The sequence below is a fragment of the Pseudoduganella flava genome (assembly GCF_007830495.1).
Lineage (GTDB): Bacteria > Pseudomonadota > Gammaproteobacteria > Burkholderiales > Burkholderiaceae_D > Rugamonas > Rugamonas flava.
The window spans coordinates 252,109-274,509 of the sequence record NZ_VLKW01000003.1 but is presented as its reverse complement, the minus strand read 5'-3'; the positions used below and the strand labels follow the sequence as shown (position 1 = coordinate 274,509).

Genomic DNA, 22,401 nt, shown 5'->3' with positions numbered 1-22,401 from the left:
AACTCAGCGCGGTGAACTCAGTACAGGCGCCTCAATACAGCCGCATCCGCACCAGCACTTGCCCGTGGTCGGACGTCTCCGGCCGGTCCAGGCGCAGGTGGTCGTTGAAGTAGCTCACGTCCACCACCTCGCCGATCGCCCGCGGCGAATTGCGGTTGAATTCCTCCGACACGAGCACGTGGTCGATCGTCGAATAGTGACCTTCGTGGATGCTGGTGTAGCCGACGTGGCGCAGCACGTCCTGGCGCTGCTGGATCTGGTTGCTGTCGTACAGGCGGCCGCGGCGCTCCTCGGCGGCGAGGCCATTGGTGCCGGGGATGCCGGTGCTGCGGGTGCCGCCGTTGCCCAGTACGATCGTCGTCGTCACCGCATCGGCCGTGTCGTTGAAATCGCCGAGCACGACGCACGGCCGGCGCGACTCGCGCATCATCTTCGACAGCAGCACGCGCAGCGCCACGGCCTCGGTGCCGCGCCAGACCAGCGAGCGCAGGCTGGCCATCGCATGGTGCAGCGGGTCTTCGCCGCTGTCGCCGCTGCGGTAATCGGGGCGGCGCGATTTCAGGTGCACGACGATCACGTCCACGATGCGCTCGCCGGGCAGCACGACCTGCACGTGCAGCGGCGCGCGCGCGAAGCGGTCCGAGTCGGGGCTGCCGGTGTCGCACGGCACGTCCGCTGGGTAATTGGCATACACGCTGGGCGTGCCCGCCAGCGGCAGGCGCGACACGAGTGCGACGTTCGGGGTCAGGCGGCTCGCATGCGGATCGGGATCGAAGCCGGCGTGCACCGCATCGCGGTAGCGGCGGGTACGCGACAGCACGTCGCGCAAGGCAGATTGCGAAAAGATTTCCTGGAAGCCGATCACGTCGGCATCGAGCTGATCGAGCTGTTGCGCGATCCAGTTCGCCTTGGCCTCGTAGGCCTCGGGCGTCAGCGGCTCGAGGTTGTCGTACAATTTCGCGCCGGGCGGGGCGAGGTTGCAGACATTGAAGGTGGCAAAGCGAATTTCTTCCTGCATAATGAGAAACTCCTTTTCACAACGATCCTAACACGGCATGGCCAGGAAAGAGCACATTTCAGAGACGCCCGCCACGGCGCTGCTGAAGAAGCACAAGATCCCTTACACCGAACATCCCTACGAGTACGAGGAGCATGGCGGCACCGGCGTTTCCTCGCGCGAGCTGGGCGTCGCCGAGCACCACGTCGTCAAGACGCTGGTGATGCAGGACGAAGCCGCCAAACCATTGATTGTGCTGATGCACGGGGATTGCAAGGTCTCGACGAAAAACCTCGCACGCGGCATCGGCTGCAAGTCGGTCGAACCGTGCAAGCCTGAAGTGGCGCAGCGCCACTCCGGCTACATGATCGGCGGCACGTCGCCGTTCGGCACGAAGAAGGCGATGCCGGTGTACGTCGAGGAGTCGATCCTCGCGCTGGAAACGATTTATATCAATGGCGGCCGGCGCGGCTTCCTGGTCGGCATCAAGCCGCAAACCCTGGTCGACGTGTTGAAAGCCAAGCCGGTGCACTGCGCGCTGGCCGATTGAGCGCCGCTGAGGTATAGTCGGCGCCCGTTACACGGGGTCAGACCCGTCGGGTCTGACCCCAGCTTTTCGCCCTTTGGGTGACGCCTTGACGTTACGAAAATAGAAAATGGGGTACGTCCCCATTTTTAAAGCAATTACTTGTCATCAAAATAAAACCACGGGATTCTTGGGGAATATGATTACTGTTCTGCTGGCCATTGCGGCCTACCTGATCGGCTCGATTTCGTTTGCTGTCGTCGTCAGCAAGGCCTATGGCCTGTCCGACCCGCGTACGTATGGCTCGGGCAATCCCGGTGCGACCAACGTGCTGCGCAGCGGGAACAAGGGCGCCGCCATCTGGACGCTGATCGGCGACGCCTTCAAGGGCTGGCTCGCGGTCTGGCTGACGATTCACTTCGCCGACCGCCTCGGCGTCGGCGACGATACCATCGCGCTTGTCGCCATCGCCGTGTTCCTCGGCCACCTGTGGCCACTGTTCTTCCGCTTCCAGGGCGGCAAGGGTGTCGCGACGGCGCTGGGCGTGCTGCTGGCGCTGAACGTATGGCTCGGCCTGGCGACGCTCGCCACGTGGCTGATCGTCGCCTACGCGTTCCGCTACTCGTCGCTGGCCGCGCTGATCGCCTCGCTGTTCGCGCCGTTCTACTACGGCCTGCTGTTCGGCGTCGAGCCGCAGCTGTTTGCCGTGGCGGCGATGAGCGCCCTGCTGATCTGGCGGCACGCGAAGAACATCGGCAACCTGATGGCCGGCAAGGAAAGCCGCATCGGCAGCAAGGGCAAGGGCGCCGACGCGAAGAAAAAGTAAGCTTGCAAAAGTAAGCTTGCAATTCCTGCAGCGGCCCTCATCATGGCGGGATCATCCATTGAAAGAACGCCATGACCACACCGCTGCGTATCGATTTCGTATCCGACGTCTCCTGCCCCTGGTGCGCGATCGGACTGAACGCACTCGAGACGGCGCTGTCCCGGATTCCCGAGGCCGCCGTCGAGTTCCACTTCCAGCCCTTCGAGCTGAACCCGAACATGGGCAAGGAAGGGCAGGACATCACCGAGCACATCACCGAGAAATACGGCAGCACGCCGGAGCAGCAGGAGCAGTCGCGCGAGATGATCCGCCAGCGCGGCGCCGGCGTCGGCTTCACGTTCGCGATGGACAAGCGCGGCCGCATCTACAACACGTTCGACGCGCACCGCCTGCTGCACTGGGCCGAGGAGCAGGGCCGCCAGCGTGAGCTCAAGCACGCGCTGTTCGAGGCCTATTTCACCAACGGCGAAAACCCCAGCGACCACGCCGTGCTGCTGCGTGCCGCGGAAAAGGCCGGCCTGGACCGGGCCGGGGCCGCCGAGGTGCTGGCATCGGATCGCTACGCCGACGACGTGCGCACCTTGGAGCACTACTGGCAGCAGGCGGGCATCCGTTCGGTGCCGGCCGTCGTCGTCAACCAGCGCCACCTGATCTCCGGCGGCCAGCCGCCCGAGGTGTTCGAGCAAGCCCTCCGCCAAATTATGGAAGGTAAATAGGTCTTATCGACGTTACAACAGGGAATGATTTGCGCTACACTGCCGCGACACCGAATGGAGACAGCATGGCAGCGGCCGCAATGACCTTTCCCACATTCCCCCAGCCCGACCGCGAGCAGGACCGCCTCGCGGCGCTGCGCCGCCTGGCCGGCAACGACCTGCCTGCCGGCGACGATTTCACTTTCCTGACCTCGCTCGCGGCCACGCTGTGCGGCACGCCGTATGCCGCGCTGACCCTGGTCGATGCCGAGCGCGTCCACGTGATCGCCCGCGCCGGCCTGGACATCGCGTCGCTGCCGCGCAGCCAATGCTATTCCGCGCTGGCCGTGCTGGACGCCGGCATCACCGAGATTCCCGACCTGGCCCGCGACGCCCGCACCGCCACGATGGCGCTGACCACCGGCGCGCCGGGCATGCGCCGCTACGCCGCCGCGCCGCTGCTGACGGACGACGGCCTGGCGATCGGCACGCTGGCCGTGCTCGATACCCAGCCCGGCACGCTGAGCGCGCCGCAACGCGCGCAGCTGGCCGGCCTGGCTCGCCAGGCGATGGCGCTGCTGGCGGCCCGGGCCGATGCAGCGGCACTGCGCGCCGCCCGCCAGGAGCTCGAGCAGGTCGCGATCCGCGACGAGCTGACGGGCCTGCTCAACCGCCGAGCGCTGCTGCACCGGCTGCAGTTCGAAGCCGCACGGGCGCGCCGCTTCCGCACGCCGCTGTCCGCCGTGCTGCTGGACATCGACGGCATCGATGCCGTCGGCGCCGAATTCGGCCACCCGGCGGGAGAGCGCATCCTGGCCGCCGTGGGGAAGCTCGTCGGTGAAAATATCCGTATGATCGATCTGGCAGGCCGCTACGGCGCCGCGCAACTGTGCCTGCTGCTGCCGAACACGCCGCTGGCGGGTGCGCGGAAACTGGCTGACACACTGGCCGCCCGCATCGCCGCGCAGGAACATGCCGAAGGGGCGCGCCGACTGCACGTCCGCGCCATCTGCGGCGTGGCCGCCTTCGACCACATGGGCGTCGACGACGCCGACACGCTGCTGCAAGCGGCCGAGGCCGCGCTGGCCGCCGCTCACCGATAACAGGAGAAATGATGCCGAAAGCAATCTGGAACGGCGCCGTCATCGCCGAGGCGCCCGACAACGAAGTGGAAATCGTCGAACAGAATGTGTACTTTCCGCCCGAGCGCGTGAAGCGCGAATACCTGCAGGACAGCAGCCACACGACGCTGTGCCCGTGGAAGGGCGTGGCCAGCTACTACGACGTCGTCGTCGACGGCCAGACGAACCGCAACGCCGCGTGGTACTACCCGACGCCGAAGGATGCGGCCAAGGCGATCGCCGGCCGCATCGCGTTCTGGCACGGCGTCGAAGTCAGCCGGTGATGGCGCCCGCGACCGCGCTTGGATAATCTGACCCACACCTTCGTCGGCCTCGGCGTCGGCGAGCTGGTGCAGCGTTCGCTCGCGCCCGAGCCGGACGACGCGTGCCAGCGCACCCGCCACCGGCTGCTGCTGACCGCGTGCGCGGCCGCCAGCAACTTCCCCGACCTCGACCTGTTCCTGACGCACCTGCTGCCCGCGCCGCTGGGCTATCTGCTGCACCACCGCGGCCACACGCACACGCTGTTGTACACGTTGCCGCAGGCGCTATTGCTGCTGGCGATGCTGTGGCTGCTATGGCCGAACGCGCGGCAGCTGCTGCGCACCAGCCGCACCGCGCGGCTCGGATTGGGCCTGGCGATCGGGCTGGGCTTCCTGCTGCACCTGTCGATGGACTTCCTGAATTCGTACGGCATCCATCCGCTGTACCCGTTCGATCCGCGCTGGTTCTACGGCGACCTGGTGTTCATCGTCGAACCGGTCTTCTGGGTCGCGTTCGGCGTGCCGCTGGCGCTGGCGATCCCGCGCCGGGCGTTGCGGCTATTGGCGCTGGCCGTGCTGGGCCTGTTCCTGCTGGGGGCCACGCTGCGCAGCTACCTGGACTGGTTCTCGTTCGGCGGCTTGCTGGTGATCGGCGCTGCGATCGCGGCGCTGCGCATCACGCGCATGCAGAGCCGGCGTGCGCTGGCGCTGGCCGCGCTGGTGTGCGTCGGCTTCATTGCCGTGCAAGGGGGCACATCGTCGCTGGGACGTGCGCGGGTGGAAGCGGCGCTGCGCGGCATCGATCCGTCCGCCCGCGTACTGGACGTGGCGATGACGGGCTTCCCGGCCCAGCCGCTGTGCTGGTCGTTCGTCGCCATCGAGGAAAACGCGGTGCAGGGCACGTATCGCGTGCGGCGCGGGGAACTGAACCTGGCGCCGGGCTTGCTGCCGGCATGCCCGGCAGCGTTCAGCGAGCCGCAGGCGGCCGGCACGGCGGTACCTGGCGTCGCACTGGCCTCCAGCTGGCAGGGCAGCATTGGCACGCTGCGTACGCTGGCGCGCAGCGATTGCCATGTCAATGCGTGGCTGCGCTTTGCGCGCATGCCCGCTGTCGATGCCGACGTGGCCAGCGACCTGCGCTACTCGGCCACGCCGCGTGGCAATTTCACGGCGATGGACGTGCCGGCGCAGCGCAGCGCACCGTGCGAAGGCGTGCCGCGCTGGGGCTATCCACGCGCGGACTTGCTCGGTCCCGCAGTACAATAACAGGCCATGAACGACCGCCCCGTCAAGGCGCCGGCGCCGCCCGAGCGTTCGGCCGATCCGCAGCAGCGCTACGGCAAGCCCGATGGCGGCTGGCGCGCCAGCCTGTACGAGATCATCTTCGAATCGGATACCCGCAAGGGCCAGGTGTTCGACCTGGTGCTGATCGGCGCGATCCTGCTGTCCGTGGTCGTCGTCGTGCTGACGTCGATCGCACCGTTCGCCCGCGACCATGGCGACTGGCTGATGGCGGGCGAATGGGTGTTCACGGTCCTGTTCACGATCGAATACATCGGCCGCCTGCTGTGCGTGAAACGACCCGACCGCTATGCACGCAGCTTCTTCGGCATCATCGACCTGCTGTCCGTGCTGCCCAGCTATGTGTCGCTGTTCATCCCCGGTTCGCACGTGCTGCTGGACGTGCGCATCCTGCGGCTGCTGCGCATCTTCCGGATCTTGAAGCTGACTTTGTACATCCAGGAATACAGCATGCTCGGCGAAGCGTTGCTGGCGAGCCGCCGCAAGATCCTCGTGTTCGTGTCGTTCGTCTGCCTGGTCGTGTTCCTGCTGGGGACGGTGATGTACGTCGTCGAAGGGCCCGGCAACGGCTTCACGAGCATTCCCACGTCGGTCTATTGGGCGATCTCGGCGATGACGACGGTCGGCTTCGGCGACCTGGTGCCGAAGACGGACCTGGGCCGGGCGATCGCCTCCGTGATGATGCTGCTGGGCTGGGGCATCCTGGCTGTCCCGACCGGCATCATCAGTTCCGAGATCACCCACCAGCGCGGCCGCACGCTCACCGGCCGCGTCTGTACGCGCTGCGGCGCCACGGGCCACGAGGCCGGTGCGCGCTTCTGCAACAGCTGCGGGGAAGTGCTGCCGGCGGCGCAGGGCTGAGCCGGATGGACCGCCTGCACCTGATGACCGTGTTTGTCGCCGTGGCCGAGGAAGCGGGCTTCGCCGCGGGCGCGCGCCGGCTCGGCATGTCGCCGGCCGCCGTCACGCGGGCCGTCGCGGCACTGGAGGAACGGCTCGGCGTGCGCCTGCTCGAACGCAGCACGCGGTTGGTGCGTGCGACCGAGGCGGGCCAGCGCTATCTGGACGATGCCCGTCGCATCCTGCAACAGCTTGATGAAGCCGACGAGGCCGCCGCCGGCCTGAACGCGGCGCCGCGCGGCCGCCTGGCGGTGACGGCGCCGGTGCTGTTCGGGCGCATGTACGTGATGCCGGGGATCGTCGATTACCTGCGCCGCTATCCGGGCACCGAAGTCAATGCGATGTTCGTCGATCGGGTCGTCAACCTGCTCGAGGAAGGACAGGACGTGGCGGTGCGGATCGGCGAGCTGGCCGATTCCAGCCTGCGCGCGCTGCCAGTCGGGCGGGTGCGGCGCATCATCTGCGCCGCGCCATCCTACATCGCCGAACACGGCGCGCCGGCCCATCCTTCCCAGCTGGATGCGCACACGATCATCGCCAGTACGAGCGCCAGCATTGCCCCGGAGTGGCGTTTTCGCCACGATGATGCGGTGCATGCCTACCGGGTCCGGCCGCGCCTGGCGGTAACGACGATGGATGCCGCGATCGACGCGGCGCGCCGCGGTCTGGGCCTGGTGCGCCTGCTGTCGTACCAGGCTGCGCCCTGGCTGGCCAGCGGGGAATTGGCGGTGGTGCTGGGCGGCTACGAATTGCCGCACGTGCCGATCCACATCGTGCACCGCGACGGCCGGCACGGCTCGGCACGTATCCACGCCTTCATCGACCTGCTGGCTGAGCGCCTGCGGGGCGATCCGGCTCTTGCATAAGAAGCCACAGCCGTTTCCAACGGGGTGGTAATGGCATGACATTTGCTGGTACATTGCCTCGTATAGACAATTGGGAGGAGATGCACCATGAACGAACGAGCTACAACTCATCCACCCCAGCAGGCCGCGTCGCAGGCGCCGGCCGGCAAGAAATTGCGCAGCGAGCGGGTGGCGGACTTACAGAAGAAGCACGTCAAGGCCGGCGCGGTCGCGGCCGGCGGCTTGCTGGCGCTGGTGGGCCTGGCGGCGGTACTGCTGGGCAGTTGATCAGACGATCTTCAGTTCGTCCAGCGGCCAGCGCGGGCGGACATTGAACGCATAGTCGCGCCGGGCCGCCTGCGGATTGATGGACAACCGCATGGCGCCCGCAAACGCGATCATCGCACCGTTATCGGTGCAGAATTCCAGCTCGGGATAATAGACACGGAAGCGCTTCTTTTCCGCCGCCGCGTTCAGCGCGGCGCGCAGCTGGCTGTTCGCGCCGACACCGCCGGCGATGACGAGGCGCTTCAGCCCGGTCTGCTTCAGCGCGGCGACGCACTTGGCCACCAGCACGTCGACGATCGCATCGACGAAGCCGCGGGCGATATTGGCCTTGTCCTGCTCGCACACATTGGCGGCGCCCTGGTTCTTCACGACGGTCAGCACGGCCGTCTTCAAGCCGGAGAACGAGAAGTTCAGGTCCTTCGAATGCAGCATCGGGCGCGGCAGCTTGTACGCGGCCGGGTCGCCGAACTCGGCCAGCCGCGAAATCGCCGGCCCGCCGGGATAACCCAGGCCCAGCAGCTTGGCCGACTTGTCGAATGCTTCGCCAGCGGCATCGTCCAGCGTCTCGCCCAGCAGCTCGTACTGGCCCACGCCATCGACCCGCATCAGCTGCGTGTGCCCGCCGGAGACGAGCAGCGCGACGAACGGAAACTCGGGCGGATCGGACGCCAGCAGCGGCGACAGCAGGTGGCCTTCCAGGTGGTGCACGCCGAGCACGGGCTTGTCCAGTGCCAGGCCCAGGCTGCACGCGATCGACGACCCGACCAGCAGTGCCCCCGCCAGGCCGGGGCCCTGCGTGTAGGCGATCGCATCGATGTCGGCGGGCGCGACGTCGGCGCGCTTCAGCGTTTCCTGCAGCAGCGGAATGGCGCGGCGGATGTGGTCGCGCGACGCCAGTTCCGGCACCACGCCGCCATATTCCTCATGCATCGCCACCTGCGAATGCAGCGCATGCGCAAGCAACCCGCGCCCCGTGTCATACAGGGCCAGGCCGGTTTCGTCACAGGAAGATTCGACGCCGAGAACGATCATGGCAAGCTACTGAAAAATAAAGGGAATCCGCCATTGTATCGGAAAGCCGGGTTGCTTTCATGGCTGAGGCCGTGTCCCTTGGTGCCAGGCGCGAGGAGACACAAGAATGTCTCTTCGTGCCTGGCACGAGAGGACACGGCCTCAGCCATCACGCCGCGGTCGCGCCACAGGACGGGGCGCCGCCGCACCTCGGCAGTGCGCCCGGCAGGTCCTTGGCGCCTTCTGGCGCCGCTGGCGATGGCATCGCTCTTGCTAATTCTCCCGGGTGCGGCCGGATGCCGTCGAAGGAGGGGCAATGCCCGAACAATGGAAATTGATTTGCAAGGTGAAGGACATCCCGCCCGGCGGCGCGCGTCACGTGCCGCGCGGGCTGGCGTGGCAGGAGCTGCCCGGCGTCGCCGTGTTCCGCACGCTGGAGGACCGCATCTTCGCGCTGCTCGACAGTTGCCCGCACCAGGGCGGCCCGCTGTCGCAAGGCGCGGTGCTGGGCGAGCACGTGCAGTGCCCGCGGCACCAGTGGAACATCGCGCTCGAGACGGGTTGCGCGGTGGCGCCGGAGCAGGGGTGCACGCGGCGCTATACCGTGAAGGTCGAGGACGGCAAGGTCTACCTGGACCTGCTCGAATTGAACGCGCCGGCCAGCCGCGCCGAAGCGGCGCTGGCCGGTACGTATGGGGTGGCGCCCCTCGTCAGGGCGTATCTCTGACGAGGGTGGAGCTTATGGCCGGCGGCGCAGCTCGGCGTCGGCCTGTTTCAGCATCGTGACGGTGGTGTCCCAGTCGATGCAGGCATCGGTGACGGAGCAGCCGTACTTCAGCTCGGAGAGGTCGGCCGGGATCTTCTGGTTGCCCGCCAGGATGTTCGACTCGATCATCACGCCGACCAGCGACTGGTTGCCGTGGACGATCTGGTTGATCACGTCCGTCATCACGAGCGGCTGCAGTTCCGGCTTCTTGTAGCTGTTCGCATGCGAGCAATCGACAACGATATTGGCCGGCAGCTTCGCCTTTGCCAGCGCCTGCTCGGCGATCGTCACGGAGACGGAGTCGTAGTTCGGCCGGCCGTCGCCGCCGCGCAGCACCACGTGGCCATACGCGTTGCCGCGGGTGCGCACGATCGATACATTGCCTTCGCTGTTGATGCCCAGGAAGGCGTGCGGATTCGCGGCGGACAGGATCGCGTTGATTGCGATGCCGATGTCGCCGTCGGTGCCGTTCTTGAAGCCGACCGGCGTCGACAGGCCGGACGACATCTCGCGGTGCGTCTGCGATTCCGTCGTGCGCGCGCCGATCGCGGTCCACGCGATCAGGTCGCCCAGGTATTGCGGCGAGATCGGGTCGAGCGCTTCGGTCGCGGTCGGCAGGCCCAGCTCGCACACGTCCAGCAGGAACTGGCGCGCGCGCTCCATGCCGATATCGACGCGGAACGAATCGTCCATGAACGGATCGTTGATGTAGCCCTTCCAGCCGGTGGTGGTGCGCGGCTTCTCGAAATACACCCGCATCACGAGCAGCATCGTGTCCTTCACTTCTTCCTGCAGCGCCTTCAGGCGGCGCGCATAGTCCAGGCCGGCGACGGGGTCGTGGATCGAGCATGGGCCGACGACGACGAACAGGCGCTTGTCCTTGCGATCGAGGATGTTGCGCAGGTCTTCGCGGCCTTTGGTGACGGTGTCCGAGGCTTTCTCGGTCAGGGGCAGTTTCGCGTGCAGTTCGGCCGGGGTCGGCATGGACGCGAACGAGGTTACGTTGATGTTTTCGAGGTCGAGGGCAATCATGGCTTCACTTCTTCAGGCTCTGTCTGCTTGGTTTTTCATTTGGGTAGCCGAATAGTGTAGCCGAAATGCGGTAAGCTGTTTCCATGAGTATCGAAAACGTATCCTTCCCCGCTGCCGCCTTCATCAAGGAAATCGGCCGCGGCGTCAAAGGCGCGCGCAGCATCAGCCGCGACGATGCCTTCCGTTTGTATGAAGCCATGCTCGATGGCCGGGTGTCCGACCTCGAGGTCGGCGCCATCGTGCTGGCCATGCGCATCAAGGGCGAATCCGTCGACGAACTGGCCGGCTTCCTCGATGCCGCCGAGCGCTCGTTCACGCCGCTGCAGGCACCAGGCGGACCGTTCGCGCCGGTGCTGATCCCGACCTACAACGGCGCCCGCAAGATGGCCAACCTGACAGCCCTGCTGGCGCTGCTGCTGGCGCGCGAAGGCGTGCCGGTGCTGGTGCACGGCGTGCCGCACGACCCGGGGCGCGTCGCCACCGCCGAAGTGCTGGCCGAGCTCGGTATCACCGCCGCGGGTTCGCATGAAGAGGCGGAACGTGCGCTGGCCGCCGGCCACGTCGCGTTCATCACGATCGACACGCTGGCACCGAAGCTGGCGCACCTGCTGTCGCTGCGGCGCATCCTCGGCGTGCGCAACTCCACGCACACGCTCGTCAAGATCATGCAGCCATTCGCCGGCCCGGCGCTGCGGCTAGTGTCGTACACGCACCCGGAATACCTGGAAACGCTGGGCGAGTACTTCACGACGGCCGCCCCACGCGAGCGCGGTGACGCATTCCTGATGCGCGGCACGGAAGGCGAAACGGTCGCCAACGCGATGAAAGCACAGAAGATCGACTGGTTCCACGACGGCGAACGCACGGTGCTCGTCGAGCGCCAGATGATCGCGGAAGCCGAGCCCGTCCTCCCCGAAGACAAGAGCGCCGCCGCCACGGCCGCCTGGATCCAGTCCGTGCTGCGCGGCGACACCCCGATCCCCGACCCGATCGCCCAGCAAGTCGCCCAGTGCATCACCGTCGCCCGCGACCTGCGCAGCCGCCACGGCTGACCTACGGCCGCGTTCGTGTCCCGCTGGGGTCAGACCCCGACAGGACACGGCCTGGGCCGTATCACCGCTGAGCTTGTGTCCCGCTGGGGTCAGACCCCGACAGGACACGGACTGAACCTTGCTGCCGCTGGACCGTGCAACGCAGGTAAAATGCCGGGTTTGATCGGCAGGATGCATGATGGCGGAACAGTTTGACGTGGTGGTGATCGGCGCGGGCGCGGCCGGGATGATGTGCGCGGCGACGGCCGGGCAGCGCGGGCGTAAGGTCGTGCTCGTCGATCACGCCGAGAAGCTGGCCGAGAAGATCCGCATTTCCGGCGGCGGCCGCTGCAATTTCACCAATGTGAACGCGGGGCCGGCCAATTTCCTGTCCGACAATCCCCACTTCGCCAAGAGCGCGCTGTCGCGCTACACGCCGCAGGATTTCCTCGCGCTCGTGAAGAAGTACCGCATCGCGTACCACGAGAAGCACAAGGGCCAGCTGTTCTGCGACGATTCCGCCGAGCAGATCATCGACATGCTGCGCGCCGAGTGCGACCTCGGCAATGTGCACTGGCGCATGCCGGCGAAGGTCGACGGCATCGCGCGCGATGGCGAACAGTTCGCCGTCCACACGCATGCGGGCACGATCCACGCGCAGTCCGTCGTCGTCGCGACGGGCGGCTTGTCGATCCCGAAGATCGGCGCCACCGACCTGGGCTATCGCATCGCCAAACAGTTCGGCCTCGGCCTTGTCGAACCGCGCCCGGCCCTGGTGCCGCTGACGTTCGATGCCCAGCAGTGGCAACCGTTCGTGCCGCTGGCCGGCGTGTCGTTGGAAGTCGATGTCGAGACGGGTACCCTGAAAGGCCGCAACGCCACCGGCGCGCGCTTCCGCGAAGACCTGCTGTTCACGCACCGTGGCCTGTCCGGCCCGGCGATCCTGCAGATCTCCAGCTTCTGGCAGCCCGGCACGCCGATCACGATCAACCTGCTGCCGGAGCTGGACGTGGCCCAGCAGCTCATCGAAGGCAAGGGCACGGTCAAGAAACACCTGGGCAACGTGCTGGCGCAGTGGCTGCCGGCGCGCCTCGCCGACGGCCTGTTGCAGGCACACGCCTTCCACGCCGACGCCCGCCTGGCGGACATGCCCGACGCCCAGCTGCGCCGCCTAGGCCAGGCCATCAATGCGTGGACGATCACGCCGAACGGCTCGGAAGGCTACCGCAAGGCCGAGGTGACGCGCGGCGGCGTCGATACCCGCGAGCTGTCGCAGCAGACGCTGATGGCGAACAAGGTGCCGGGGCTGCATTTCATCGGCGAAACCGTCGACGTCACGGGGTGGCTGGGCGGCTACAACTTCCAGTGGGCGTGGGCGTCCGGCGTGGCGGCGGGGCTGGCGGTCTGATATCATTGCCGTCCCGTTCGCGCAGCAGCGGTGTTGTAAAAGAGGTTAGCGGGTCAGCACCAGCCTCTTGTCCTTGTGGACAAAAGCTGCTATTATCGCTGTCTTCCTAAAAACCCTCTAACGGTTTGAATTTTTACATGACCACTATCCGCCTTAAAGAAAACGAGCCGTTCGAAGTTGCTATGCGCCGCTTCAAGCGCACCATCGAAAAAACCGGTCTGCTGACCGAACTGCGCGCACGCGAGTTCTACGAGAAGCCGACCGCAGAGCGCAAGCGCAAGCTGGCCGCTGCCGTGAAGCGTCACTACAAGCGCATCCGCAGCCAGCAACTGCCGAAGAAGCTGTACTAATTCTCGCCTTCGCTTGACCGGGCCGTTGACGGCGCTTTCGCCTCCGGTCCGTGTGCGTTCGCGTTTCGCCCGCTCCGGCATCGTCCGCAGCGGGTTTTCAGCTTTTACGGCGCAGCTTTTGAAGCGCAGCTTTTTGCAGCGCAGCTTTTACAGCCCGTATTCCACCATTTCCCGAGGACCCCATGAGCCTGAAAGCCCAGATTTCCGATGACATGAAAAACGCGATGCGCGCCAAGGAAGCCGGCAAGCTGGCCACGATCCGCCTGCTGCTCGCCGAAATCAAGCGCCGCGAAGTCGACGAGCAGATCGAGCTGAACGACGACCAGGTCATCGCCGTCGTCGAGAAGATGATCAAGCAGCGCAAGGATTCGATCACGCAGTTCGAAGCGGGCGGCCGGGCCGACCTGGCCGACATCGAGAAGGCCGAACTGGCCGTGCTGTCGGCCTACATGCCGGCCGGCCTGTCGGATGACGAAGTGGCCGCCGAAGTGAAGGCCGCCGTGGCCGAATCCAGCGCCGCCGGCCCGCAGGACATGGGCAAGGTGATGGCCATCCTGAAGCCGAAGCTGGCCGGCCGCGCCGACATGACGGCCGTCTCCGGCCTCGTGAAGAAGGCGCTGTCCGGCGCCTGAGCTCGGCTGTTGCCGCGGTTTGACGGGGCGCAAGCTTCAGCCGACCGCGGCGGTATAGCCTGATCTGTCACAACACGCCGGGTTGCCATAGTGATTCCACAATCTTTCATTTCCGATCTGCTGAACCGCGTCGACATCGTCGACGTGGTGGGCCGCTACGTGCAACTGAAAAAGGGTGGCGCGAACTTCCAGGGCCTGTGCCCGTTCCACAACGAGAAATCCCCCAGCTTCACCGTCAGCCCCACGAAGCAGTTCTACCACTGCTTCGGCTGCGGCGCGCACGGCACCGCGATCGGTTTCCTGATCGAGTATTCCGGCATGGGCTTCGTCGATGCCGTGAAGGACCTGGCCCAGGGCGTGGGCATGGTGGTCCCGGAGCAGGACGACAAGATCCCGCCGGCCCAGCGCGCCCAGATGCAGGCCCAAAGCGTGGCGCTGTCCGATGCGATGACGTTGGCGGCCGACTATTACAAGGGCCAGTTGCGCAAGGCGCCCAGCGCGATCGCCTACCTGAAAGGCCGCGGCCTGACGGGCGAGATCGCGGCCCGCTTCGCGCTCGGCTACGCGCCCGAAGGCTGGGACAACCTGCGCGCCGTGTTTCCGAAATACGATGCGCCCGTGCTGGCCGAAGCCGGCCTCGTCATCGACAAGGTCGACGAGGAAGGCCGCCACATCAAGCGCTACGACCGCTTCCGCGAGCGCGTGATGTTCCCGATCCGCAATACCAAAGGGCAAGTGATCGCCTTTGGCGGCCGGATCATGGAACAGGGCGAGCCAAAGTACTTGAATTCCCCCGAAACGCCTTTATTTTCAAAGGGTTCGGAACTGTATGGCCTGTTCGAGGCACGCCAGGCGATCCGCGATGCGGGGTACGTGCTGGTGACCGAGGGATATATGGACGTTGTCGCGCTCGCCCAGATGGGGTTCCCGCAGGCAGTGGCTACGCTGGGCACCGCCTGTACGACGACGCACGTGCAGAAACTGTTGCGCCAGACCGACAACGTCGTCTTCAGCTTCGACGGCGACCGGGCTGGCCGCAAGGCGGCGCGCCGGGCGCTGGAAGCGTGCCTGCCGCACGTTTCCGACGACAAGACGATCAAGTTCCTGTTCCTGCCGGCCGAGCACGACCCGGACAGCTATATCCGCGAGTTCGGCGCGCCGGCCTTCGAGCAGCAGGTTCAGGAGGCGATGCCGTTGTCGCAGTTCCTGCTGCGCGAAGCGGCAGGCGAGCACGACCTGGATTCACCCGAAGGACGGGCCCGCGTGCAGTTCGACGCGAAGCCGATGCTGCAGGCGATGACGCCGACGGCGCTGCGGCTGCAGATCGTGCGCGGCCTGGCCAATATGACGCAGAGTTCGCCGGCCGAGATCGAAGCGCTGTTCGAGCTGGCGAAACCCGTGGCGGCGAACCGCAAGGCGCCGCCGAAATCGAAGCGGCAGGAGCCGGTGGGGCTGGAGTTGAAGATCATCCGCGCCATCGTCTCGCACCCGTCGCTGGCGTTGCAGCTGGACGAGTCCGCGCAGCAGGCGTTCGCCCAGTTCGGCCCGGAGCAGTGCGAGCACCTGGTGCACCTGGTGCGCCTGGCGCAGGAGCTGGGCGACAACGGCACGTTTGCCGCGCTGGCCCAGCAGTTGAAGGAACAGGGCCCGGAATACGACGCGATCATCGGCGAAATCGCCGCCGCGCCGGAGCCGGAAATCGAGACGGAGCGGATGTGGCTGACGGCCACCGTCCGGCAACTGAAGCTCGACATGCTGAAGGCCGAGTTGAACCAGCTGTTCTCGGCCGGCTTGTCGTCCGAGGAATTGGGCGTGCGCTATCGCGAAATAACGGCCAAGCAGGACATGTTAATGCGCGAAGAGCAATTGGAGCTGAGCAACCGTTAAATAACCGGGGCGCCCACCCTGCCAAGGGGGCGCGTGCCTGGCGTTCGAAATGCCGCGTGCTATAATAAAACGCTAAGTATTTCAATACCTTGGCAAGGTTTTTTCAGTTCAGAATTTGTGTTTGTTTTCAGTTAGTTGGGCTCTTGACCGGCACGTGCCGGCGACCGGGCCGAACGTGGTTGAGACGGCGCGAGTTTCTTGTCGCCGGCAGGCGTAATCAGCCTGCATTCTCACACCAATCGTGCCCCTAGCCCCCACGCGCAGTCATACAGTAGAATTTCTGCCAAACATAGTCATCGGCTAACACCGGTGGCGTTCGGCAGCTTCAGGTATGCCGGGGATAGAGCAAGGAAGTTCGTAGCAGTGCCGGATGGAGGGATCCTGCGGTATGGTTCCCGGTGATTACGGCATCATCCTAAACCGTAAAGCAAGTCGTTGTGACATCGAAAGCGCCTGTGCCAGCAAAGAAACCTGAAACCAAAGCGGCTGCAAAGCCCAGCAAAGTGACCGCCCGCGCGGCCAAGACGGCCGACAAAGCCGAAACGAGCGCGGAGACGCGCGCGCCTGCGGCACCGCCAGCAGTCAGCCAGACAACCGATGCGGCCACCCTGGCCGCCATCGATACGTCCGGTTACGTGCTCCCGAGCGTGAAAGTGCCGGGCCGGCGCGGCCGCAAGCCGAAGGAATTCCAGCCAGAGAACGACGAGGTGGCCGCGCTGAACGCGGTCGAGCGCGCGGAACTGAAGGCCGTGGACAAGGCGAAAGCCAAGGACCGCAAGGCCAAGGAAAAGGCGCTGCTGAAGGATGCGTTCTCGTCCGACACGGAAGCCACCGAGGAAGAGCTGGAGCGCCGCCGCCAGAAGCTGAAGACGCTGATCAAGTTCGGCAAGGAGCGCGGCTTCCTGACGTACGCGGAGATCAACGACCACCTGCCGGACAACATCGTCGATCCGGAAGCGATCGAAGGCATCATCGGCACGTTCAACGACATGGGCATTGCCGTGTACGAGCACGCGCCCGATGCCGAAACCTTGCTGCTGTCCGATAACGTCGCCACCGTCACCAGCGACGACGAAGCGGAAGCCGCCGCCGAGGCCGCGCTGTCCACCGTGGACTCCGATTTCGGCCGCACGACGGACCCAGTGCGCATGTACATGCGCGAAATGGGCTCGGTCGAGCTGCTGACGCGCGAAGGCGAGATCGAGATCGCCAAGCGCATCGAAGACGGCCTGAAGGACATGATCCAGGCGATCTCCGCCTGCCCGGTGACGATCGCCGAGATCATCGCCACGTCCGACCGCATCCGTCACGACGAGATCAAGATCGACGAGATCGTCGACGGCCTCGTCGACGAGAACGAGGATGGCGGCGGCCCCGCCGCGCAGACCGCGCCGTCCGAGGATGACGAAGACGACGAGGACGAGGAAGAAGAGGAAGAGGAAGAAGAGGAAGAAGCCAGCCCGTCCGGCGCGGCGGCCGGCTATTCCGCCGAACAGCTCGAGGCGATGAAGAACGCCGCGCTGGCGAAGTTCGACGAGATCGCCAACCAGTTCGACAAGATGCGCAAGGCCTACGAGAAGGAAGGCTACAACTCGAAGTCGTACGTGAAGGCGCAGGACGCGATCTCGAACGAGCTCCTGGGCATCCGCTTCACGGCGAAGGTCGTCGAAAAGCTGTGCGACACGCTGCGCGGCCAGGTCGACGAAGTGCGCCACATCGAGAAGCAGATCCTCGACGTCGCGGTGAACAAGTGCGGCATGCCGCGCGCCCACTTCATCAAGGTCTTCCCGGGCAATGAAACGAACCTGGAATGGGTCGACGGCGAAGTGGCCGCCGGCCACGCGTACAGCGCGATCCTGGGCCGCAACATCCCCACGATCAAGGAACTGCAGCAACGCCTGATCGACCTGCAGGCGCGCGTCGTGCTGCCGCTGCCGGACCTGCGCAACATCAACCGCCAGATGGCGGCCGGCGAGATGAAGGCCCGCAAGGCCAAGCGCGAGATGACGGAGGCCAACCTGCGTCTCGTGATCTCGATCGCGAAGAAGTACACGAACCGGGGCCTGCAATTCCTCGACCTGATCCAGGAAGGCAACATCGGCCTGATGAAGGCCGTGGACAAGTTCGAGTACCGCCGCGGCTACAAGTTCTCGACGTACGCGACATGGTGGATCCGCCAGGCCATCACCCGCTCGATCGCCGACCAGGCCCGCACGATCCGTATCCCGGTCCACATGATCGAGACGATCAACAAGATGAACCGGATCAGCCGCCAGATCCTGCAGGAAACGGGTGCTGAGCCCGATCCGGCGACGCTGGCGATCAAGATGGAGATGCCGGAAGATAAGATCCGCAAGATCATGAAGATCGCGAAGGAGCCGATCTCGATGGAAACGCCGATCGGCGACGACGACGATTCGCACTTGGGCGACTTCATCGAGGACAACAACACGCTGGCCCCGTCGGACGCCGCGCTGCACGCGTCGATGCGCGGCGTCGTGAAGGACGTGCTCGACTCGCTGACGCCGCGCGAAGCGAAGGTGCTGCGGATGCGCTTCGGCATCGAGATGTCGACGGACCACACGCTGGAAGAGGTGGGCAAGCAGTTCGACGTGACGCGCGAACGCATCCGCCAGATCGAAGCGAAGGCGCTGCGCAAGCTGCGCCACCCGTCGCGGTCGGACAAGCTGAAGAGCTTCCTCGAAGGGAACTGACCTGGAAGCAGTCGACTAGCCAGCTAATCGACCAGTCAGGTCTTGACGGGAGCCGGTGCAGGCCCTATTCTGCCGAGTTCGTTGTAGTTCAGGCTACGGCGAGCTGTGCGGGGAGGGGCGGTACCGGCTCCTGGTACATCCAGCATCGTTTCCGCATCACCTCAGCAGCACATCGCAGTACCTCAGGGCCTCTAGCTCATGCCTGGTTAGAGCAGCGGACTCATAATCCGTTGGTGCCCGGTTCGACTCCGGGGAGGCCTACCAATAAAATCAATAGCTTACATTGCTGTGGGCTCTTGGTCCTCTCAATGCTGAACTGCCGTGTAGGCACTATGTAGGCATTCATAACCGGTCGTTCATGGACAGCCTTGATGGGCTTGCGAGCTGGTTGCGGCAGAGATCAAAGTCCAGTAAGGTAGCGTCTGGGAGCACGCTGGGAAACCAGGGCCCTTCGGGGCGACCCTATTCAATCACGGCTTGCCGTCGGCCTTTGGCAGTCCCTGGTAACAGGGAGATTAATCCTTGCATAATTAACCGTGCTCCCACCTCTTTCTCGGTGGAACTATTTTGACAATCCCTGAACATCTGTTCAACAAAGTATGGTTCACACGCAAGGCCTGGATCAACGCCGAAGAGCGGCTGCTCCTGAATGAACACCACACGCAACTTTTAATGGTAGTCTACGCAGCCTATACCACGTGTGTGTCGGTCGTCATGCTGAAATTTCCTCCTGCGCTAAAGGCAGACGAGGACCTGGCTAACACTGCTATGGCTGTGTTGTCGATCATTCTTCTGGCACTCTCGCTTTACCTCAACAGCAAAACTTTCAAGGACCGTGCGGCACGCTTCAAACAGGGGTATCACGAGCTGCAAGAGATCGAGAACGAACTAGTCGCCTTGAAAAGCGATCCCGCAACAAATGTTGCCGGTCCAGCCTGCACGGAGTTGGCAGCGCGCTATGCAAAAGCGCTTCGTGAGGTTGAAAACCATAATACGTTAGATGACATCCGGGCTCGTATCCTTGCAGGCTCGGGCTTAACCTCGCGCCATCCTCGACGCGGTGAAGTAGTGCGGTACTACTGGTGGCGTATCTGGCGCTTTTGCACGCTGGCTCTGCTTTACGTTGCGCCGGTGGGCGCGGCCCTCTGGTTTCATCTGAAATGAGTGCAGCGAAGCATTTTGCGCAGCAGTTCACAGTCGAGAACTTGCGCAGTGTGTATGAAGACTATATCGCGCTAACGAGTGCGATCGGTGTCGATCGGCTGAGCCGGAACCTGTTCGAGCAAACCGTCCTGCGTGAAATCGAGCTCATCAACAAGAAAGCTGCGGACGGCTCCTACAAGTTCTCGCAATACAAGGAAAAGCTGATCTCCAAGGGAGCCAACAAGTATCCTCGGGTGATTTCTATTCCAACCTATCGTGATAGGATCACCCTACGCGCGCTATGTAATGTTCTCAAAAGCACGTTCAAAGAAGACCTGGACGTTAAGCTCCCGCAGCATACGGTCTCTGAGCTGCGCAAAGCGTTAGCTAGTGGCGAATACACGCACTTTATCAAGCTCGACGTCACTAACTTCTACCCGAGCATTGATCATGATGTCTTGACGAAGATACTCAAGCGTAAGATTCGCAAGGCAGAGATTCACCATCTAATTCGTGTGGCCATAGAGAGCCCGACGGTTGCCTACCCCGACCGTTCCAAGGCTAAGGAAACGAAAGGCGTGCCTCAAGGCTTGTCCATCTCGAATATTCTCGCCGAGATCTATCTATCCAAGTTCGACGCATGGGCTTCAAAAATGGAGCACGTCAAGTACTTTCGCTATGTCGACGACGTTCTCATCTTAACAAATGGCGATCCCGAGGCGCTATTCGATGCCGTCAGCACCTACCTGCTAAACGGCTATCACCTTAATGTGCACCCATTGCATACAGTAGGGAAGTCGATGGTCGGCAAGGTCACGGACCACTTCAATTTTCTTGGATACGATTTCAAGAACACGCTGGCATCGGTAAAGTTGGACTCAGTTCGCCGCTTAGAGTCTTCTCTCGCAAAAATCTTTACTACTTACAAATATAGGCGCGCGACAGCAACGGCTAACCCAGATCCTGTCGCGCGTAAGTTGTTGCTAGAGCGAGCTCGCAAAATTTTCACGTGGCGTTTGAACCTGCGCATCACTGGTTGCCTTTTCGATGAAGTGCGTCGCGGATGGGTTTTTTACTTCTCCCAAATTGACGACAAGGCAGTGTCGCAGTTGCACGGCTTAGACAAAACGATTAACGTCTTATGCAAGCGCTTTGCCTTTGAGCCCATCAAAGGCGAACTGAAATCATTTGTTCGTAGTTTTCACGAAGCCAAGCGTAGTAACCTCACGCATAAGTACATCCCTAACTTCGACACTTCGTCTATCGATGAACAGAGGGCATTGCTCGAACTATACGGAATGGACAATGTCGGGAGCTTGACCGAAGTACAGGTCAACCGAGCCTTCAAACGGCGTATCAGGCGCGAGACTTCCGAACTTGAACAAGATATCGAGGGCGGTTCACGCGGTTGAGCGCCGTAAGGGATTGAGTAGACGGCGCTTTCGAGATCGTGCTGCAGCGCAGCGCGGCGGTGCCAGCGCGTTTATTTCGATCGCCGGCCGCCGAGCCGGCGGGAGCGATCCTGCGCAAGCAGTTGACGGGGAAGCTGCCGCCGGGGCAGGCGGCCGAGAACGAGCGAGTCCTTGTCGCGATGGAGGAAGGCCGCACCGTGGAGCAGGTCAGTCAGGCACTGCACGTGCTGTACCGGCCGAGCGTGCAGCCTTACCTGATCTCCTGGATGAAGCACGTGCCGGCCAAGGTCGTTGCAGCGATGCGCATGCCGGTACTTATCGTGCAGGGCGGCACGGACATCCAGGTCGGTATGGATCAGGCGCAGGCGCTGAAAGCAGCCAAGCCCGACGCGACGTTGGCGATCATCCCGGACATGAACCACGTGCTGAAACAGGTACCCATCGATCCCGCGGTGCAGGCCAGGTCATACGGCGACCCCACGCTGCCGCTGCATCCCGCGCTGATCGGCCACATCAAGGCTTTCCTCGACAAGCGGAAGTAGCGGCGGCGTTATTTCGGCGTGCCGCTCTGGAATTCGATACGGTTGTTCTGGTACGTCCACTTGCTGTAGTGCCCAAACACCCGCAGATTTTCCTTGTCGTTCCACAGGGTTTCCTCGCGCTTCATGCGGCGCACCAGGGCCGGGTCTGTCAAAGGCTCCTGCGTCGGCGCGTAGACGTCGTGCCGCACCGAGCTTTTCGCATCCGCGCCGCGCCAGATGACCGTCAGCCGGCGCGTGGCAGGGTCGAAGTACCAGCGCTGCGAATCCGTGTTCATGTCCTGCATGTACACGCCGCCGTCGCGCTGCTGCGCAAAGTAATGTTCGCGGCATACGGCTTTCGGTTCGCGCTTCCATTCGCAGGCCAGCAGGATCAGCACATGACGCTCGTCGAGCTTACGGATCGAGACGCGACTCTTCGTGAAGCCCCAGCTGCTGGCCGGAACGGTGGTCGAGGACGCCAGCGTATATTCGCCAACGAGATCGGCGACGGAGCTTTGGGCGGAGGCAGTGGTGGCGGCGGCCATCGCGCAGGCCGCGGCCAGGAAGTGCGGAACAAATCGGGTCATCGTTGCCGGGAAAAGAGTGGGAGACGCGGCGCATTATGAAGGATGCAACGCTATCCGCAAACCCGCCGCATATTGCTTTTCATCAGCAAGTAACATTGCATCACTAAAGTATTTCTCGCAATCGCCACGGCAGTCCGTGGCGGT

General features: G+C 64.0%; 23 protein-coding genes and 1 tRNA gene. 20 read left to right on the top strand and 4 right to left on the bottom strand.

The annotated features are described in order from the left end of the window. Positions 1-31 precede the first annotated feature (31 nt). Positions 32-1,018: an endonuclease/exonuclease/phosphatase family protein gene (locus IP92_RS09375; protein ID WP_145874286.1), complete on the bottom strand. Its 987-nt coding sequence runs from the start codon at positions 1,016-1,018 to the stop codon at positions 32-34. A gap of 37 nt (positions 1,019-1,055) precedes the next feature. On the opposite strand from IP92_RS09375, the gene ybaK reads away from it, so the two are divergent. From ybaK to IP92_RS09330, 9 genes are all read left to right on the top strand, one after another. Then, a complete protein-coding gene (gene ybaK / locus IP92_RS09370) occupies positions 1,056-1,547 on the top strand; it encodes a Cys-tRNA(Pro) deacylase (protein ID WP_145874285.1) in 492 nt (163 codons plus the stop codon). Positions 1,548-1,722: 175 nt separating this feature from the next. Further along, positions 1,723-2,349 (top strand): glycerol-3-phosphate 1-O-acyltransferase PlsY, encoded by a 627-nt coding sequence (plsY, locus tag IP92_RS09365; protein WP_145874284.1) that lies wholly within the window; start codon positions 1,723-1,725, stop codon positions 2,347-2,349. 71 nt (positions 2,350-2,420) lie between these two features. Continuing rightward, a complete protein-coding gene (locus IP92_RS09360; RefSeq protein ID WP_145874283.1) occupies positions 2,421-3,065 on the top strand; it encodes a DsbA family oxidoreductase in 645 nt (214 codons plus the stop codon). Between the two features lie 65 nt (positions 3,066-3,130). Further along, positions 3,131-4,147 carry a sensor domain-containing diguanylate cyclase gene (locus IP92_RS09355; protein ID WP_145874282.1) on the top strand — a complete coding sequence of 339 codons (1,017 nt, stop codon included), beginning with the start codon at positions 3,131-3,133 and terminating at the stop codon, positions 4,145-4,147. Between the two features lie 11 nt (positions 4,148-4,158). Continuing rightward, positions 4,159-4,449, top strand: coding sequence for a DUF427 domain-containing protein (locus IP92_RS09350; RefSeq protein WP_145874825.1), 291 nt, complete (start codon positions 4,159-4,161; stop codon positions 4,447-4,449). A gap of 18 nt (positions 4,450-4,467) precedes the next feature. Then, positions 4,468-5,694, top strand: coding sequence for a metal-dependent hydrolase (locus IP92_RS09345; protein ID WP_145874281.1), 1,227 nt, complete (start codon positions 4,468-4,470; stop codon positions 5,692-5,694). Between the two features lie 6 nt (positions 5,695-5,700). Then, entirely contained in the window at positions 5,701-6,591 is an 891-nt protein-coding gene (locus IP92_RS09340; protein WP_145874280.1) for an ion transporter, read from the top strand. Between the two features lie 5 nt (positions 6,592-6,596). Next, entirely contained in the window at positions 6,597-7,496 is a 900-nt protein-coding gene (locus tag IP92_RS09335; RefSeq protein ID WP_145874279.1) for a LysR family transcriptional regulator, read from the top strand. An 87-nt stretch (positions 7,497-7,583) separates the two neighbouring features. Further along, positions 7,584-7,763 carry a hypothetical protein gene (locus tag IP92_RS09330; protein ID WP_145874278.1) on the top strand — a complete coding sequence of 60 codons (180 nt, stop codon included), beginning with the start codon at positions 7,584-7,586 and terminating at the stop codon, positions 7,761-7,763. Here IP92_RS09330 and tsaD read toward each other — a convergent pair whose 3' ends face one another. Further along, positions 7,764-8,795 (bottom strand): tRNA (adenosine(37)-N6)-threonylcarbamoyltransferase complex transferase subunit TsaD, encoded by a 1,032-nt coding sequence (gene tsaD, locus IP92_RS09325; RefSeq protein ID WP_145874277.1) that lies wholly within the window; start codon positions 8,793-8,795, stop codon positions 7,764-7,766. A gap of 295 nt (positions 8,796-9,090) precedes the next feature. On the opposite strand from tsaD, the gene IP92_RS09320 reads away from it, so the two are divergent. Then, the gene (locus IP92_RS09320; protein WP_145874276.1) at positions 9,091-9,501 is read left to right on the top strand and encodes a nitrite reductase (NAD(P)H) small subunit; all 411 of its coding nucleotides are present in this window, start codon (positions 9,091-9,093) and stop codon (positions 9,499-9,501) included. Between the two features lie 12 nt (positions 9,502-9,513). Here the strand turns inward: IP92_RS09320 and IP92_RS09315 are convergent, their stop codons facing one another. Continuing rightward, entirely contained in the window at positions 9,514-10,572 is a 1,059-nt protein-coding gene (locus IP92_RS09315) for a 3-deoxy-7-phosphoheptulonate synthase (protein WP_145874275.1), read from the bottom strand. Between the two features lie 83 nt (positions 10,573-10,655). On the opposite strand from IP92_RS09315, the gene ybiB reads away from it, so the two are divergent. From ybiB to IP92_RS09265, 10 genes are all read left to right on the top strand, one after another. Further along, positions 10,656-11,624 carry a DNA-binding protein YbiB gene (gene ybiB / locus IP92_RS09310; protein ID WP_145874274.1) on the top strand — a complete coding sequence of 323 codons (969 nt, stop codon included), beginning with the start codon at positions 10,656-10,658 and terminating at the stop codon, positions 11,622-11,624. 178 nt (positions 11,625-11,802) lie between these two features. Further along, positions 11,803-13,011, top strand: coding sequence for a BaiN/RdsA family NAD(P)/FAD-dependent oxidoreductase (locus tag IP92_RS09305; RefSeq protein WP_145874273.1), 1,209 nt, complete (start codon positions 11,803-11,805; stop codon positions 13,009-13,011). A 137-nt stretch (positions 13,012-13,148) separates the two neighbouring features. Further along, on the top strand, positions 13,149-13,361 hold the full coding sequence (gene rpsU, locus IP92_RS09300; protein WP_005665410.1) for a 30S ribosomal protein S21: 213 nt from the start codon (positions 13,149-13,151) through the stop codon (positions 13,359-13,361). Between the two features lie 182 nt (positions 13,362-13,543). Further along, a complete protein-coding gene (locus IP92_RS09295) occupies positions 13,544-13,993 on the top strand; it encodes a GatB/YqeY domain-containing protein (RefSeq protein WP_145874272.1) in 450 nt (149 codons plus the stop codon). Positions 13,994-14,083: 90 nt separating this feature from the next. Then, positions 14,084-15,880 (top strand): DNA primase, encoded by a 1,797-nt coding sequence (gene dnaG, locus IP92_RS09290; RefSeq protein WP_145874271.1) that lies wholly within the window; start codon positions 14,084-14,086, stop codon positions 15,878-15,880. A gap of 455 nt (positions 15,881-16,335) precedes the next feature. Then, the gene (rpoD, locus tag IP92_RS09285) at positions 16,336-18,594 is read left to right on the top strand and encodes an RNA polymerase sigma factor RpoD (RefSeq protein ID WP_145874270.1); all 2,259 of its coding nucleotides are present in this window, start codon (positions 16,336-16,338) and stop codon (positions 18,592-18,594) included. 185 nt (positions 18,595-18,779) lie between these two features. Continuing rightward, positions 18,780-18,858, top strand: a tRNA-Ile gene (locus tag IP92_RS09280). 303 nt (positions 18,859-19,161) lie between these two features. Further along, positions 19,162-19,758 carry an SLATT domain-containing protein gene (locus IP92_RS09275; RefSeq protein WP_158206729.1) on the top strand — a complete coding sequence of 199 codons (597 nt, stop codon included), beginning with the start codon at positions 19,162-19,164 and terminating at the stop codon, positions 19,756-19,758. Then, positions 19,755-21,149: an RNA-directed DNA polymerase gene (locus tag IP92_RS09270; protein WP_145874268.1), complete on the top strand. Its 1,395-nt coding sequence runs from the start codon at positions 19,755-19,757 to the stop codon at positions 21,147-21,149. Before IP92_RS09275 ends, IP92_RS09270 begins: the two co-directional genes overlap by 4 nt. Before the next feature lie 38 nt (positions 21,150-21,187). Then, on the top strand, positions 21,188-21,691 hold the full coding sequence (locus IP92_RS09265; protein WP_145874267.1) for an alpha/beta hydrolase family protein: 504 nt from the start codon (positions 21,188-21,190) through the stop codon (positions 21,689-21,691). 8 nt (positions 21,692-21,699) lie between these two features. On the opposite strand, the gene IP92_RS09260 is transcribed toward IP92_RS09265, so the two are convergent. Continuing rightward, the gene (locus IP92_RS09260; protein WP_145874266.1) at positions 21,700-22,257 is read right to left on the bottom strand and encodes a hypothetical protein; all 558 of its coding nucleotides are present in this window, start codon (positions 22,255-22,257) and stop codon (positions 21,700-21,702) included. Positions 22,258-22,401 lie beyond the last annotated feature (144 nt).

What these genes read in the sequence shown, in the direction of transcription:
- IP92_RS09270 (WP_145874268.1), top strand. Translation starts at nt 19,755, where the DNA reads ATGAGTGCAGCGAAGCATTTTGCGCAGCAGTTCACAGTCGAGAACTTG.
- rpsU (WP_005665410.1), top strand. Translation starts at nt 13,149, where the DNA reads ATGACCACTATCCGCCTTAAAGAAAACGAGCCGTTCGAAGTTGCTATG.
- IP92_RS09295 (WP_145874272.1), top strand. Translation starts at nt 13,544, where the DNA reads ATGAGCCTGAAAGCCCAGATTTCCGATGACATGAAAAACGCGATGCGC.
- IP92_RS09340 (WP_145874280.1), top strand. Translation starts at nt 5,701, where the DNA reads ATGAACGACCGCCCCGTCAAGGCGCCGGCGCCGCCCGAGCGTTCGGCC.
- IP92_RS09315 (WP_145874275.1), bottom strand. Translation starts at nt 10,572, where the DNA reads ATGATTGCCCTCGACCTCGAAAACATCAACGTAACCTCGTTCGCGTCC.
- IP92_RS09330 (WP_145874278.1), top strand. Translation starts at nt 7,584, where the DNA reads ATGAACGAACGAGCTACAACTCATCCACCCCAGCAGGCCGCGTCGCAG.
- IP92_RS09260 (WP_145874266.1), bottom strand. Translation starts at nt 22,257, where the DNA reads ATGACCCGATTTGTTCCGCACTTCCTGGCCGCGGCCTGCGCGATGGCC.
- IP92_RS09320 (WP_145874276.1), top strand. Translation starts at nt 9,091, where the DNA reads ATGCCCGAACAATGGAAATTGATTTGCAAGGTGAAGGACATCCCGCCC.
- IP92_RS09305 (WP_145874273.1), top strand. Translation starts at nt 11,803, where the DNA reads ATGGCGGAACAGTTTGACGTGGTGGTGATCGGCGCGGGCGCGGCCGGG.
- plsY (WP_145874284.1), top strand. Translation starts at nt 1,723, where the DNA reads ATGATTACTGTTCTGCTGGCCATTGCGGCCTACCTGATCGGCTCGATT.
- ybiB (WP_145874274.1), top strand. Translation starts at nt 10,656, where the DNA reads ATGAGTATCGAAAACGTATCCTTCCCCGCTGCCGCCTTCATCAAGGAA.
- IP92_RS09350 (WP_145874825.1), top strand. Translation starts at nt 4,159, where the DNA reads ATGCCGAAAGCAATCTGGAACGGCGCCGTCATCGCCGAGGCGCCCGAC.
- IP92_RS09360 (WP_145874283.1), top strand. Translation starts at nt 2,421, where the DNA reads ATGACCACACCGCTGCGTATCGATTTCGTATCCGACGTCTCCTGCCCC.
- tsaD (WP_145874277.1), bottom strand. Translation starts at nt 8,795, where the DNA reads ATGATCGTTCTCGGCGTCGAATCTTCCTGTGACGAAACCGGCCTGGCC.
- IP92_RS09355 (WP_145874282.1), top strand. Translation starts at nt 3,131, where the DNA reads ATGGCAGCGGCCGCAATGACCTTTCCCACATTCCCCCAGCCCGACCGC.
- IP92_RS09335 (WP_145874279.1), top strand. Translation starts at nt 6,597, where the DNA reads ATGGACCGCCTGCACCTGATGACCGTGTTTGTCGCCGTGGCCGAGGAA.
- ybaK (WP_145874285.1), top strand. Translation starts at nt 1,056, where the DNA reads ATGGCCAGGAAAGAGCACATTTCAGAGACGCCCGCCACGGCGCTGCTG.
- IP92_RS09375 (WP_145874286.1), bottom strand. Translation starts at nt 1,018, where the DNA reads ATGCAGGAAGAAATTCGCTTTGCCACCTTCAATGTCTGCAACCTCGCC.